The sequence below is a fragment of the Lysobacter sp. BMK333-48F3 genome, assembly GCF_019733395.1.
GTDB lineage: Bacteria > Pseudomonadota > Gammaproteobacteria > Xanthomonadales > Xanthomonadaceae > Lysobacter.
On sequence record NZ_JAIHOO010000001.1, the window covers coordinates 2,203,961 to 2,217,954 of the forward strand.

Genomic DNA, 13,994 nt, shown 5'->3' on the forward strand with positions numbered 1-13,994 from the left:
GAGCTGAGCCTACAATCGGGACGGCGGCCGCGGGTGCCTGGCCGCCCCGGGAACCCGTCACGCAAGGACGACGATGCAAGAACCGATACGAACGCACGGTTACAGGCCGATCAACCACGTGGCGCGTGGGCGCTGGCGGGGCGCTGCGATCGCCCTGGCGCTGGCCGTCTTGTCGGTGCCGAGCGTCCAGGCGGTAGAGAACGCGTCCGGTCCCGCCGATACCGACCCCGACTGCCTGGCCATGGGCGACACCCAGCAGCGCGAAGCCTGCTTCGCGCGCTGGTCCGACAGCCGCATCGCCGAGTGCGAGCGCATCCGGCTGTACGCCTGCGCGCCGTACCGCGACATGCACCGCCTGGAGGCGCGGCGGCTGAGCGCGGCGCGCTCGCTGATGAACCTGCTGCGGGCGAAGTACGCCAGCTATGCCGGCAACGACCCGGCCTATGTCGACGATCTGTCGGCCTACCTGCGCGCGGACGAGCAGGCCTGGGCGGCCGCGCGCGACGCCGAGTGCGAGCTCGAGCCCTTCGTCCAGGGCATGGCCCGGCGCGAGGCGCCCGGATTGACCGAGGCCTGCCGGGTCGGGCGGACGCAAGCGCGGATCGAGGCTTTGGAGGCCCGCAAGGCCTCGCTGCTGCGGGAAACCGGGGCGAAGTGAGTCCGGTGCTGCGGTCGTATCGTGTAGAGCGAACCAGGCGGCCGGCTAGCGGAGCTCAGGGACAGCGCAAGCCATGATCACGGAAGAACAAGCCCGCCAGATCGTCCTGACCACGGCCGAGCATATTCCCCTGGCGATCTACGGCTGCGAGCTCTCGCCGCGCGGCGACTACTGGGTGATCGAAGCCAACTCTGAAGCCTGGGTGCTGCATGGCGAGTTCAGCGACATGCTGGTCGGGGTGAGCGCTTACCTGGTGCACACCGTCACCGGCCGCTTGAGCCTGGTGGGCAGCGCACAGCATTGGCCGGACTGCGTCGAGGATCTGCACGACCTCGAAGTCGCCGACGGCCGCCATTACCTGCTGGTGCCTGGCTGCGATGCGGACGACAAGCAGGCGGCGATGCATCTGCATCGGCAGCTGGCTTGTTCGTTGTTGGACATCGGCTATCTGCTGTCTCCGGCCGGCCGCAACTGGTTGACCGGGACGCGGCGCGCCTTGGCCGCGGCGCAAGCCGTGCTGCAGGAGCGGGGCATCGCCACCGATATCGTGCTGATGCCTGAAGCGGACGCTGCGATTTTGGTGGAAGTGCAAGATACGAGTTGGGGCCACGTATCGTTGCTGGTCCGTCGGCGTGCTTCGGGGCGACAGGGGCGGCGTAACCTGTAGCTGTCGCCAGGTATCGCTGGCCGCAATGGATGACAGAACGATGACTAGTACTTTCCGGCGATTGACCTGCACCGGCGTGCGGCACACAGTGCCGCCAACCGCCGGTGGGGTGACGCCATGCAGTGGCAAACGGCAGTACTTGGGATCTTGGGCGTACTGAACCTGATCGCCACCATCACGGTGATCCGCAGCCCGTCCTATTCTTCAGCGCAGCGGCTGCTCCAGATCCTCTTCATCTGGCTGGTGCCCGTGGTGGCGGCGGTGCTGTGCGTCCGAATGGCTCAACTGGACGCGAGCGAAGCTCGACCGGAGGTGTCCCCGCACGATCCGGACCCGGGCCAGGGCGTCGAGGCCCAAGGGCCTTCCTTCTGCGGCTGTGGCGGTGCCGGCGCGAACGGCGACTGACCGCAAACCCAGGTCATGAATGAAAACGGGCCGCTTGCGCGGCCCGTCTCCGAGTCCAGGCCTTCGCCCGGCTTACTCGACGAACTTCCCCGCCCCCACGTCGAACCAGGGCGTGCACACCTGCTGCACCGCGACGCCGCCTTCGCCGGCGGCCCAGATCGTGCCGTGGCTGGTCTTGGTCGGCATGCGCAACTGCTTCTCGTCGAACGGGGCCACCGCCACGCACCAGCGCACGCGCTGCGGGGTCTGGTCGCCGAAGCGGTGGACGAACTGGTCGGCGTGTTCGGCGCCGGCTTTGACTTCGACCGCCAGGCCGGCGTTGCCGAGCGGGTCCATCGGGCTGGCGGCGGAGGCCGGCGCGGGGGCGTGCAGCAGCACGGTGCCGCCGTCGCGGGTTTCCACCCGCGGCGCGCCGATCGGGCCGGGGTTGTAGACGGCGCCGGCGCGGTCGCCGTAGCTGCCGCGGTCGAACACGGCCAGGGCGCGGTCGGCGCTGCCGTTGCGCAGGCGGTAGCGCACCAGCAGGGTGTTGCTGGCGGCGGTGTACTGGAACTCGGCGTGCAGGCTCACGTCCTGGCCGTCCTGCACGCGCAGGCGGGTGTCGGCGGTGGCGGCGGTGGATGCGGGTTGGGCGTTCATTGGGGTTTCTTCTGCAGGATGCGGTAGGCCATGCGCGCAGGCCGCGGCGGTCAGGGCGGTCAGCACGGCGGCGGCGGTGATCGCGCGTCGGGTGCGGGCGGCGGTGGTGCGGGTCGCGGTCATCTAGCGGCTCTCGGCATGGGACTGTCGATTCAAAGGTGGGCGGTAGCGTGTCGCGCCGGCGCGAAGGCCGGCGCGTGCGCTCAGCGGCGCATGCCGCCGGCGCTTTGGGTCGGCTCGGCCTGGGTCGGCTGGGCTTGCGCCTGGGCGGCCTGCTCCTGGCGGTCGGCAGCGTGCGCGGCCTCGTGGCGCAGTTCCTGGCCGGCGGCTTGCCCGGCGAGGTTGCGGGTGGCTTCGCGTGCGGCGTTGCGGTCGCCGGATTCCATCGCCTGCAACAACGCGTCCAGGTGGGCGTGGTTGTGGTTGTGCCCACCGTTGCCGCCGGCGCCGGTCGCGCTGGGGTTGCCCGGGGCGGAGAAGGCGCTGGTGGCGTCGACGCTGTAGTTCTGCCGGCGCGCCAGGCCCATCTCGTCGCGCATGCCGTTTTCGGTCAGGTTGGCGGGGTTGGTCTTGGTGTTCGGCGTGGCCGCGTTGTGGTCGAAGTCGAAGGCGACGCCGCTGTTGTCCAGGCCCACCGCCTGGCGTTCGAAGTTGCGCACGCTGCCCGAGTCCGGGCCGGTGCCGCTGTACACGCCCTGCTGCAGGGTGCCGCCGGTGATGTTGTAGGCGTGCGACATCTCGTGGTGCAGGACCACGGTCGGGGTTTCGAAGAAGTCGCTGTGGAACGAGGGGTTGTAGCTGATCACCGAATCCATGCCGGCGCCGCGCGTGGTGACGCCGGTGGTCGGGTCGGTCTGGAGGAAGGCGTCGTTGGTCAGCGAGGGGCCGGCGAAGCCGTTCATCTCGTTGCCCAGCTCGGTGATGCTGACGCTGTGGCCGGTGCCGACGCCGGGGTTGGCGTTGCGGTCCAGTTCCGACAGCATCTCGCGGCCGTTGTTGGACGAGCGCAGCATGTCCAGGTCGGCCTCGACGCGCTGGCGGAACGCGTCCGACGAGCCGGCGGCGACGGTGACACTGGCGCCGACGTTGGTGCTCATGTCGACTTCGACTTGGTTGTTGCGCGCGCCGCGGACGGCGGTGACGGTGTCTTCGCCGCTCTGGCCGTAGACGGTGTCGCGGCCGGCGCGGTTGTCGACGGTGTCGGCGCCGGCGCCGGTGTAGACGCGGTCGTTGCCTTGGCCGCCGCGCAGGATGTCGTTGTCCTGGCCGCCGGACAGGATGTCGTTGCCCTGGCCGCCTTCCAGTGTATCGGCGCCGCGGCCGCCTTCGAGGTAATCGCGGCCCTGACCGCCGCGCAGGATGTCGTCGCCGTCGCCGCCGTAGACCACGTCGTTGCCTTCGCCGGCGTCGATGGTGTCGTTGCCGGTGTTGCCGAACACGTCGTCGCGGCCGCGGCCGGTGTTGATGACGTCGTTGCCGGCGCCGCCGTCGACGCGATCGCGGCCGCGCCCGGTGGTGATGGTGTCGTTGCCGTCGCCGCCCTGAACGTCCATGTTGACGCGCACGTTGGAGGCGGCGTGGATGACGTCGTTGCCGTCGCCGCCGCGCACGCCGAGCTGTTGCTGGGCGGCGAGGGTGATCTCGAACGGCTGGCCGTTGATGTTGACGTCGAGGACGCCGTTGGCGCGCTGGCTGACCCGCACGTTGTCGTCGCCGGCGCCGCCGTTGATGACCAGGGTGTCGGCGAACTGGTCGCCGCCGGTGACCTGCTCGCGGCTGATGACGATGTCGCCCTGGCGGAACAGTTCCTGCGAGGTGATGCCCTTGCCGTCGGGCGTGCTGCGCGAGGTGTCGGCGGCGGGGCTGCCGGGCGGAACGGTGCCGCCGTTGATGACGATCGGGGTGGGGCCGGCCATAAAGCGCTCTCCTTGGCGTTGCAGTGGCTGACGGTGGAAGGCGCGCGCGGCGCAGCCGTGTTCCTGCCGCGCGTCCTGATGGGCCGCCCGCTGCGGGCGACGTGGTGTGCCGACTATAGGGCGGGTGGCGGCGGCGTAGGAACCCGGGTCGTCCCCCGCCCGTGCCTGCGGCCGCCCCGCCGGTCGGCGAAGCCGCGCTCCGCTGCGGCCGGTGGCCGCGAAATCGGGAGCGCAGTCACAGGAACGGGCTGGGTCGCGCGGTCCGGCCACGGTGGGGCGGAATTTCCAGGGCGTTTGTTCATGTTTCGGCCGCTGCGCTGATACGGGCGTTCTGTTCGGTGTCGCTGCAGTCGTCGGGCTGGGGACGGGCGGGTAGGGGGCGGTGTCGTTGCCGGGGCGATGTCACTACCGTCGCGATGCGAGGCGGGTGTGGTTCCGCAGCGGCGTTGTGTGCCGAATGGACGCAACTTTTGGTTGCCGTTGTCGGCGTTTCCAACTTGGCGTAGGCTCGAATCCAAGGGCTCAGCCTTGGGCTCAGGCCGGTTCGCCCGGCATTCGCCGGTGGTTCCGGCGTATTGCGATGGCTTGCCAGGGAGGCATGGATGCGCGGTGTGTTTCGCTATTTGTGTTGGTTGTCGGTGTTGGGCGTTTGCGCTTGTACCGATTCCTCTTTTCCATCGATTGACGAGTTGGCGGCCAAGTACCAGCGCAACCCGGTGCCGAAGCTGGCGTACCGTATCGAGCTGAAGTTGGCGGATGCGCCGGGGCCGTTTGCCGCGGGGGAAGGGTTCGTCCGCTACGAAGCCCCCAATTGCAGCTACACGCCCAGTGCGATCATGGGCGTGCGCAGGCGCCTCATGCAGTCGCTGCCGATGCAGCTCACCAAGATAGACGATGCGACTTTCATCGCGACGGTCTACTTCGATGCGATGCTGGACGAGGATTACCAGCTAGGTGAGGGCGTCTGCCACTGGGAATTACAGAGCGTGAACGCCTGGCTCAAGGCGACCGGCGCCAAGACCGATACCGGCTACGTCGTCAACTTGTCTGGCGACGAGGTGATCGCACGGAAGTCGCAAACCAACTACTACCTCATGGATGGATACCCTGGCGACGATCCGGACGGGTGGTCGGATCCCGGAAATCAGAGCCGTGATTGGTTCAAGCCGGAGTTCCAGAATCAACTGTTCGCAATCACCATGACGGCGCAGGTCGCGACGCGATGAGTATCGGGCTACGAGTGCTTATTTGGTGAGGATGGCCGATTTCGAAGCAATCTGTGCACCGCTACTTTTGGTTGCCGTTGTTGGCGTTTCGTACCTGCCGTAAGCTCTGCCGTAAGAGATCCGAGCCGGATCGTCGCGCGCTGACCGCCGACGCTCCACGTTCCATAACCGTCTTGCCATGGAGGCATCGATGCGCGGTGTGTTTCGCAGCTTTTGCCTTCTGCTGGCGATGAGTACTTCCGCCTGTAGCGCCCCCGAGGCCACCATGAACGCCGAAACCCCCACCTCCGACTCCGCGCCGTCGACGGCCGAGCTGGAAGCCAAGTACAAACGCAACCCGGCGCCGAAGCAGGCGTACCGGATCGAGCTGAAGGTGGCGGATGCGCCGGGGCCGCTTACCGCGATCGAGGGATATGTCGATTACGAGGCGCTGGACTGTGTCTACACTCCGGATCCCATTGCCGGCGTGCCGATGACACCCTCGTACAGCCTGCCGATCCAGTACGCCAAGGTCGACGACGATACATACGTTGGCACAGTCTATGCCGATGCAATGCTCGACGAAGACTATCTCGGGCGAGGTGTGTGCCACTGGCAGCTGACGAATCTGAACGCAATGTTGAGAGCCACCGGCGCCGAAACGGATACCCGCTATGTCGCCAACTTGAAAGGCAGCGAGATGCGGGCGGAGAAGGCGCGTACCAATTTTTACACCGACACCGCATACCCGGGCAGCGAACCTTCCGATATCCCCAATTTCGGCAACGTGGATCGCAGTAGGTTCAGGCCTGACCTGCAAGACCAACTGTTCACCATCACTCTGACACCAAAGGCAGGGACGCCATGAGCCTCAACAGCCAGCAGTACGCCGCGCTCGCCAGCGACTCTTACAAGGTGCGCCCCATAGGTAGAGAGTTCGAGCTCGACGGCGTGGAGTACAAAGCGCTCAAACACGTCGACAAACCATCCGGGTATCAGGGCACGATTTATCAGCGGGTGGATACGGGCGAGATCATCGTTGCCCATCGCGGCACCGAGTTCGATCGGGAGCCGTTCAAGGATGGCCTTACCGACGCCGGCATGGCCCTGGCGCGCACCAACGCCCAAGCCAAGGATGCGATCGCGCTGACCCGCGATGCGATCAACGAAGCGCGAAAGCTCGGCGCCGAAGATCCGCCGGTGCGCGAAGTCAGCGTAACCGGCCACTCCCTTGGCGGCACCCTGGCGCAAATCACCGCCCATCACTACGACCTGCGCGGCGAAACCTTCAATGCCTACGGTGCGGTCAGCCTGGGTTACCGCATCCCCGAGGGCGGCAACCGCGTTACCAACCATGTCATGGCCGGCGACCCGGTCAGCGCGGCCAGTGATCACTACGGCCAGGTCAAGGTCTACGCCACCGCGCAGGAAATCAAGGCGATGCAGGACCACGGTTACGAGAACAACCGTAACACCCTGTTCGATGCGCGGGCGTCGGTGCCGGCCGCGAAGGAAATGGTCGGAACGTCGCATAGCATGAATAACTTTCTCAACATCGACGCCAAAAAGATGCCGGACCGTTCAGTGCTCGGCGACCCGCAGGCGCAACGCCTGGCGCAGCAGTACGACCCGATGATCGACAAGTACCGCAACGACATCGAGAACCTGCGCCGCGGCATCACCAACACCTTCCGCGATCCGCTCGGCCGGGCCGGCGACCTGATCGACGAGATCCGCGGGCCGGCCAAGCCGGGCGAGCCGGGGCGCAAGGAGCAACGTCACGAGGCGCCGGCGCGGCCGGACCGCAATGCCTCGCCGTGGCAACCGGCGCCTTATGGCCCGGGTCTGCAGGACTACATCCATCCGGGCAAGACGCCGACCGTGAGCCCCGGCTTCCCGATGCGCGCGACCAGTTCGCTCGACGACAACCCCTCGGCCTTCGTCGACCGCATGCTGGCCGCCTCGCAGAACGGCGACCGCGATGCGTTCCGGCAGATGACCCAGCAGGCCGCGGCGGCCACGCCGGGCCGCGAGTTGCGCAACGATGCGGTGGCGACAGTCGATCGCCAGGAACAGGCCCTGGCCCAACAGGCGATGCAGCAGCAGGCCAACGAGCAGGCCGCGCCGAGCCGCCAGGGTCCGCGCATGGTTTGACCGGCGTCGCCGGCGTGCAGCGCGCGCTGGGTTCCCTAGAATATCCGTTCGGCACGAGGCCGCTTTGGAGAGCGCTGGCATGCAACAGGACGAGTTGATGGCGCTGATCAGCAAGACCGCGGTCTTGATGGAGCAGTTCGAACGCCGCTGCGAGGAAATCGAGAAACAGCAGCGCGCGGTGTATCAGCAACTGCAGCATCTGGCGCAGCAGGTGCCGGGCGTAGTGCGCCAATCCGCCGACGAAAGCCTGCGCAATCTGCCGGGCGCGGTGATCGGCAAGGTCGAGGGCGGCTTGTCGCAGCCGGTCGGCGCTTACGAAAAGCGCCTGCAAGAGGCCGGCGCCCTGCTGCAGGAGGGCTCGCAAGGCCTGGCCGCGCAGATCAAGCGCATGGAATGGCTGCACAAGCAGCTGGTGTGGAAGGTGGTCGGCGCGGCGCTGGGTAGCGTATTGCTGCTGTTGGCCGGCGGCGGCTGGCTGCTGTGGCAGTACCGCGCCGACATCAACCAAAACCGGATCACCGCCGACCTGTTGCGCGCCTACAACCAGGCCGACGTGACCCTGTGCGGCGGGCGCCTGTGCGCGAACGTCGACATGAAGGCCAAGCCCTACGGCGACGACAAGCGGTACCGGCCGGTGCAGGCGCGGCAGTAGGCGGCGCCGCCGGCATCGCCGATGCCGCTGTTGCGATGAGTCCGTTGGCGGATGCGACACCGGCCCCTCGGTGGAATTCGCAGTAGTTGCGATTTCGCGGTCGCGGCTTACGCCGCTCCTACAAGAGCTCATGTAGGAGCGGCGTAAGCCGCGACCACCGAAGCGGTCGACGTTAGCGCCGCGTCCGAAGCCCGGATACTCCCGGCGCCCCTTCGCGCGCGGCCCGGACTTCATGCGGCCCTGCCGCACGCGCCGTATCGTCTGTCTCGCAGCCCGCACAGCCCCGCATCGGCCAGTCGCCGACCGCTCGCAACTCCGTCGCCCACCGGCACCACAACGCCGTCGAAACCGCAGCTCCCCATTCGTCGATGAGAAGAACCGCGCCGATCCCCGGCGCGGCCTCATTCCCCGGGAGCCCGCCATGCGCAAGATCATCGCCGCCTTGCAACTGTCACTGGACGGCTACATCGAGGGCCCGCAGGGCGAACTGGACTGGATCGACAGTTGGGAGGACCGCTTCGGTCTGCTCGACCGGGTCGACACCTTCCTGCTCGGCGCACGCATGTACCCGGCCTACGAGGCCTATTGGAGCGCGATCCAGGCCGACCCCGACGCGGTGCTGCCCTTCGTCGACCGGCCCGCCCTGCCGTTCGAGATCGACTACGCGCGCATCGCCGCGACCACCCCGCACGTGGTGTTGTCGCGCACCCTGACCTCGGTCGGCTGGGCCCACACCCGGATCGTGCGCGAGCTGGACGAGCTGCGTGCGCTCAAGACCCAGCCCGGCCGCGACCTGCACGCCGTCGGTGGCGCCGCCTTTATCGCCAGCCTGCTCAACGCCGACCTGGTCGACGAGTTGTGCTTGGTCGTGCACCCGGTGCTGCTGGGCGCGGGCAAGCCGTTGTTTCAGGGGCTGGAGGGGCAGCGCCGGTTGCGGCTGACGGAAGCGGTGCCCTTGGGCGACGGGCTGGCGCGGTTGTCGTACACGCTGAGCCGCTGAGCCGCTATCGGCGCGCGAAGCCCAGGTCGTTGACGGCTGGGCCGCTGAAGGCCGGGCCGCTGAAGGCCCGGCCGAGCGGGCGGGGCGTCGCGCCCGATCACGCACAGTCCACGTTGCTGCAATGCACAATAATGGCCCCATGAGCGCCCCCCTCCCTGCCTCCGTCCCGCTGCCGCCGCGCCGGGTGGCCCTGATCCTGTTCGCCCTGGCCATGGGCGGTTTCGCCATCGGCACCAGCGAGTTCGTGGTGATGGGCCTGATCACCGAGATCGCCCGCGCGATGGCGGTGACCGAACCGCAGGTCGGCCACGTCATCAGCGCCTATGCGCTGGGCGTGGTGGTCGGCGCGCCGGCGCTGGCCTTGCTCGGCGGGCGCCTGTCGCGACGCAGCCTGCTGCTGGCGTTGATGGGCTTCTACGCGGTCGGCAACCTCGCCAGCGCGCTGGCGCCGGGCTACCTGAGCCTGATGCTGGCGCGCTTCGTCGCCGGCCTGCCGCACGGCGCCTACTTCGGCATCGCTGCGCTGGTGGCGGCGCGGATCAGCCCGCCCGAGCAGCGCGGCACCGCGGTCGGGCGGGTGATGTTGGGGCTGTCGGTGGCCTTGCTGATCGGCAATCCGCTGGCGACCTGGCTCGGCCAGGCCTTCGGCTGGCGCTGGGCCTTCGCCCTGGTGTCGCTGATCGCGCTGGCGACGGTGGCGATGACCGCGCAGGCGCTGCCGCGCGGCATGAACGCGCCGCGCCCGGATGCGATGCGCGAGCTGCGCGATTTCAACCGCAAGCCGGTGTGGCTGGCGCTGGGCATCGGCGCGATCGGCTTCGCCGGCATGTTCTGCGTTTTCAGCTATCTGGCGCCGACCCTGGTCCACGTCACCGGCGTGCGCGAGTCCTTCATACCGTTCGGCCTGATCGCGTTCGGCATCGGCGGCATCCTCGGCACCCTCGGCGGCGGCTGGTTGTTCGACCGCTTCCAGTTCCGCGGCGCGGCGCTGGTGCTGGTGTGGTCGGTGCTGATCCTGCTGCTGTTCCCGCTGGCCGCGCGCTCGGTCTGGACCGTGCTGCCGGCGGTGCTGGCGGTGGGCACGATGGGCGCGCTGGCGACGGTGCTGCAGGCGCATCTGATGGACGTCGCCGCCGAAGCGCAGACCCTGGCGGCCGCGTCCAACCACTCGGCCTTCAACATGGCCAACGCGCTCGGCCCCTGGCTGGGCGGCATGGCGATCACCGCCGGTTACGGCTGGACCTCGACCGGCGTGGTCGGCGCGCTGACCGCGCTCGGCGGCCTGGCGATCTACGCCTGGGCGCGCGCGGACCTGCGCGCGTCGGAGACGGCGGCGCTGGAAGGTTCGGGCGAGGCGGGGTGAGATCGAGCTCCGCCTGGCTTCGGCAGGGGCGCTTGCGTACACCGCTGCGGTAGTCGCGGCTCACGCCGCTCCTACAAGGGACGCTTATGTAGGAGCGGCGTGAGCCGCGACAGCTAATGCGGCGGAATACCACGTTGGTATCCGAAGCCGGGTTGTCTGGGATATTTCGAACGACAGCGCTCATGGGGCCGGGCTTCGACCGGGGCGCTTGCGTACACCGCTGCGGTGGTCGCGGCTCACGCCGCTCCTACAGGGGCAGGACTCCGCTCCTACCGATCCTATTGGGGAGCAGGCGGAGAAGGAGGGGCGCAGATCGCGCAGTGGTCGTGCTCCGCTTCCTGGCCTTTGCTGCGCGCGAGTACGGTGCGGATGTGCTGCTGGCGCTTAGTCATCAGCGCATCGCGCTCGCTGCCGTAGCGCACGGCCAGGTCGTAGACCGCGTCGGCGGTCTCGATCGGCCCGCCGGCCAGGTTCAACGTCGCCCAATCGCGCAGAAGATTGGCGACGACCGGGTCGGGCGCGGCCACGAACTGCAGCCTTTCGTGCAACTGATAGCTGAAAGACCAGTTGAGCAGCCAGGGGCTGACCGGGCGTCCATCGTTCCCGGCCGGCAGCTCGGTCGGCAGCGGCGGCACCAAGGTCGGCGCGAAGGCGATGCCGGCGACCGAACGGCCTTGCAGGTGGTTCGGATCCTTGGCCAGGGCCAGCTTGGCTTCGAGGATGCGCAGGTGCAGCCATTCCGAGCGATGGTGTTCTTCGGGGTTGCGACGAATGCCGATCCGGATCCAGCGCAGCGCTGTGGCGTCGTGGCCGGTCAGTTCCAGCGCCGTGCCGAGATTGGCGGCGGTCTCGTGGTGGCCCGGGTACAGCTTTTCCACTTGCACGAAATGTCTGACCGCCGCGGCGAACTGACCTTGGCGGATCAGCAGTACGCCGAGGTCGTTGAGGTGTTCGAAGCTCGGGTCGATCAAGGCGTCGCGGACCGTCGTCCGGACCCAGAACAACGGCGGCGTAGCGCCCTTGAGTTCCCGGACGAAGTCCTGGCCCACCGGCCAACTGGGATGGAATTTGCGGCCCGCCGCGTCGGTGCCGACCGAATTGATGCAGGCCTGGGCGGCGCTGGTCAGGGTCAGCAAGGCGGTGGCGGCGACGATCCGGAGCTTCATGGCGGTCCTTGCTCGAACGGTCCTGGAGTCGCTCGAGTTTGCCTGGACCGGAGCGGGTCGTCACGCGGCGTCGGGCCGTGTCTGCTGCCGAAGCTACGGCCTGAGGGTAAGTGCGGCGCCCCAAGGGATTTTCTTCGGGCAGGAGCCGCGACCACCGAAGCGATGGGATGCAGCGTTGGTGTCCGAAGGCAGTCGCCCGGGGGGTGAATAGAAGCGCTCGCAGAGCCGGGCTTCGGTAGGGACGCTTGCGTACACCGCTGCGGTGGTCGCGGCTCACGCCGCTCCTACAAGGGACGCTTATGTAGGAGCGGCGTGAGCCGCGACAGCTAATGCGGCGGAATACCACGTTGGTGTCCGAAGCCGGGTTGTCTGGGATTTTTCGAACGACAGCGCTCATGGGGCCGGGCTTCGGCCGAAGTGCTTGCGTACATCGCTGCGGTTGTCGCGACTTATGACCGGAGGAAATCCCGTGGGACGCCGCTCCTACAGGGGCGGCCGACGCTGCGGTTTCGACTTGATAAATGTCAGCTTCTGCCCCTGCGCACGGCGCAGGCCGCGGCGGCGGCGCTAAGCTCGCGGGCGACGCAGCGGTCGCGGTGTCGGCCGGCGAACGGAGGCGAAGGATGAAGCAGACCTATCCAGGCAGCTGCCATTGCGGCGCGGTGCGGTTCGAATGCGATCTGGACCTGGCCGCGGGCACGCGGCGCTGCAATTGCAGCTTCTGTCTGAAGACGCGGATGTGGAAGGCGTTCGCGATGGCCGGCGAATTCCGCCTGTTGCAGGGCGAGCAGGAGCTGGGCGACTACCGCGCCGCCGATTCGCAATGGCCGCAGGGCCACGTCCATCACCACTTCTGCCGGCGCTGCGGCGTGCGTCCCTTCAGCCGCGGCTATCTGGAGATGGAACCGTTCAACGGCTGGTTCCATGCGGTCAATGTCGCCTGCCTGGACGGGCTGGACGACGCGGCCCTGGCGGCGATCCCGATCGAGTACGAGGACGGCCGCCACGACCGCTGGGAGTCGGCGCCGGCGGCGCCGGGATACCTGTAGCGACGCAGCGCCTGCGACCCGAACCGGTATCCTGGCGGTCTTCGCCGTCACCGCCGGACCCGCCATGACCACTTACATCGCCCTGCTGCGCGCCGTGAACGTCGGCGGCACCGGCAAGTTGCCGATGGCCGAGCTGCGGGCGATGTGCGAGGCGGCGGGATTCGAGGACGTGCGCACCTACATCGCCAGCGGCAACGTGGTGTTGCGCAGCAAGCTCAGCGCGCAGCGGGTGCGGGCGGCATTGGAAGAGAAGCTGCAGGCGTATGCCGGCAAGCCGGTCGGGGTGGTGGTGCGTACCGGCGCGGATTTGCGGCGCGCGCTGGAAGCCAATCCGTTCAAGCAGGCGGCGCCGAACCGGGCGGTGCTGATCTTCCTCGACGACGCGCCGCCGGCCGATGCGCTGGCGGCGGTGAAGCACCGCAACGGCGAGGAGATCGCGCTCGGCGAGCGCGAGATCTACGTCCATTACGGCGACGGCATGGCCGATTCGAAACTGATGATTCCGGCCGCCAAGGCCGGCACCGCGCGCAACTTGAACACGGTGGCCAAGCTGATCGAGATGGCCGGCGCTTGAGGCCGCGTCTCGCCGGCGCGCAGGCGTGCGCGCGGCCGGCGACGCGAGCGGGCGTTTACTGCAGCGGCTGCAGGCCGAGCGAGGCGAACAACTGGTTCTGCGCCTTCTTGGCGATCGAGCGCGGCAGCTTGACCAGGAAGCCGTCGCCGGCCAGGGCCACGTCGCCCTGCAGGATCAGGCCGTTGATGCGCACGTAGCTCTTGATCGAGTAGCGTCCGCCGGCGCGGTCCAGTTCCAGGAACATCGGCGCGGTCAGAAAGCCCTTGCCCTTGCGGTAGACCTGGCGCGCGCCCTCGCTGCGGATGAGCGCATAACCGTTGCCGGCGGCCCAGGCGGCGACCGTGGCGGCCACGTCCTGGTCCGAGGAGAACTCGACCAGATCGAACTGATGCTTGCCGTTCTTGGCCACCAGCGCCATCACGTTGAGCAGGCCGAGCCCGCACAGCCCGCCGAAGATCGCCATCCCTATGATCGAACCCATATCCGTCCTTGATTGATTGCGTATGCACTGCCGCGGCCGTCGCGGCCGGGGGGCGGGCACTATAG

At 68.1% G+C, this 13,994-nt stretch carries 15 protein-coding genes; 11 read left to right on the forward strand and 4 right to left on the reverse strand.

The window, feature by feature from the left end:
- Positions 1 to 73 precede the first annotated feature (73 nt).
- The 3 genes from K4L06_RS09290 (at position 74) to K4L06_RS09300 (ending at position 1,730) form a co-directional block, all read left to right on the forward strand.
- A complete protein-coding gene (locus K4L06_RS09290; protein WP_221671121.1) occupies positions 74 to 658 on the forward strand; it encodes a lysozyme inhibitor LprI family protein in 585 nt (194 codons plus the stop codon).
- 73 nt (positions 659 to 731) lie between these two features.
- Complete coding sequence (locus K4L06_RS09295; protein ID WP_221671122.1) at positions 732 to 1,325, forward strand: hypothetical protein; 594 nt, start codon at positions 732 to 734, stop codon at positions 1,323 to 1,325.
- A 147-nt stretch (positions 1,326 to 1,472) separates the two neighbouring features.
- On the forward strand, positions 1,473 to 1,730 hold the full coding sequence (locus K4L06_RS09300) for a hypothetical protein (protein ID WP_221671123.1): 258 nt from the start codon (positions 1,473 to 1,475) through the stop codon (positions 1,728 to 1,730).
- Positions 1,731 to 1,802: 72 nt separating this feature from the next.
- Here the strand turns inward: K4L06_RS09300 and K4L06_RS09305 are convergent, their stop codons facing one another.
- Both K4L06_RS09305 and K4L06_RS09310 read right to left on the reverse strand, forming a co-directional pair.
- Positions 1,803 to 2,492 carry a hypothetical protein gene (locus K4L06_RS09305; protein ID WP_221671124.1) on the reverse strand — a complete coding sequence of 230 codons (690 nt, stop codon included), beginning with the start codon at positions 2,490 to 2,492 and terminating at the stop codon, positions 1,803 to 1,805.
- Between the two features lie 80 nt (positions 2,493 to 2,572).
- Positions 2,573 to 4,285, reverse strand: a complete 1,713-nt coding sequence (locus K4L06_RS09310) for a M91 family zinc metallopeptidase (protein WP_221671125.1) — start codon at positions 4,283 to 4,285, stop codon at positions 2,573 to 2,575.
- Between the two features lie 602 nt (positions 4,286 to 4,887).
- Here K4L06_RS09310 and K4L06_RS09315 point away from each other — a divergent pair.
- From K4L06_RS09315 to K4L06_RS09340, 6 genes are all read left to right on the forward strand, one after another.
- Positions 4,888 to 5,511 (forward strand): hypothetical protein, encoded by a 624-nt coding sequence (locus K4L06_RS09315; RefSeq protein WP_221671126.1) that lies wholly within the window; start codon positions 4,888 to 4,890, stop codon positions 5,509 to 5,511.
- Positions 5,512 to 5,776: 265 nt separating this feature from the next.
- Positions 5,777 to 6,358 (forward strand): hypothetical protein, encoded by a 582-nt coding sequence (locus K4L06_RS09320; RefSeq protein WP_221671127.1) that lies wholly within the window; start codon positions 5,777 to 5,779, stop codon positions 6,356 to 6,358.
- Positions 6,355 to 7,644 (forward strand): lipase, encoded by a 1,290-nt coding sequence (locus tag K4L06_RS09325; protein ID WP_221671128.1) that lies wholly within the window; start codon positions 6,355 to 6,357, stop codon positions 7,642 to 7,644. The genes K4L06_RS09320 and K4L06_RS09325 overlap by 4 nt, the downstream gene beginning before the upstream one ends.
- Positions 7,645 to 7,723: 79 nt before the next feature.
- Complete coding sequence (locus K4L06_RS09330) at positions 7,724 to 8,296, forward strand: relaxation protein (RefSeq protein ID WP_221671129.1); 573 nt, start codon at positions 7,724 to 7,726, stop codon at positions 8,294 to 8,296.
- Between the two features lie 421 nt (positions 8,297 to 8,717).
- Positions 8,718 to 9,296 carry a dihydrofolate reductase family protein gene (locus tag K4L06_RS09335; RefSeq protein WP_221671130.1) on the forward strand — a complete coding sequence of 193 codons (579 nt, stop codon included), beginning with the start codon at positions 8,718 to 8,720 and terminating at the stop codon, positions 9,294 to 9,296.
- Positions 9,297 to 9,435: 139 nt separating this feature from the next.
- Positions 9,436 to 10,659, forward strand: a complete 1,224-nt coding sequence (locus K4L06_RS09340) for an MFS transporter (RefSeq protein WP_221671131.1) — start codon at positions 9,436 to 9,438, stop codon at positions 10,657 to 10,659.
- A gap of 278 nt (positions 10,660 to 10,937) precedes the next feature.
- Here K4L06_RS09340 and K4L06_RS09345 read toward each other — a convergent pair whose 3' ends face one another.
- Positions 10,938 to 11,825, reverse strand: a complete 888-nt coding sequence (locus tag K4L06_RS09345; protein WP_221671132.1) for a hypothetical protein — start codon at positions 11,823 to 11,825, stop codon at positions 10,938 to 10,940.
- A gap of 623 nt (positions 11,826 to 12,448) precedes the next feature.
- Between K4L06_RS09345 and K4L06_RS09350 the strand changes: the two genes are divergently transcribed.
- Positions 12,449 to 12,874 (forward strand): GFA family protein, encoded by a 426-nt coding sequence (locus K4L06_RS09350; protein WP_221671133.1) that lies wholly within the window; start codon positions 12,449 to 12,451, stop codon positions 12,872 to 12,874.
- Between the two features lie 64 nt (positions 12,875 to 12,938).
- Positions 12,939 to 13,448 carry a DUF1697 domain-containing protein gene (locus K4L06_RS09355; RefSeq protein WP_221671134.1) on the forward strand — a complete coding sequence of 170 codons (510 nt, stop codon included), beginning with the start codon at positions 12,939 to 12,941 and terminating at the stop codon, positions 13,446 to 13,448.
- Between the two features lie 55 nt (positions 13,449 to 13,503).
- On the opposite strand, the gene K4L06_RS09360 is transcribed toward K4L06_RS09355, so the two are convergent.
- Positions 13,504 to 13,929, reverse strand: coding sequence for a hypothetical protein (locus K4L06_RS09360; protein ID WP_221671135.1), 426 nt, complete (start codon positions 13,927 to 13,929; stop codon positions 13,504 to 13,506).
- Positions 13,930 to 13,994 lie beyond the last annotated feature (65 nt).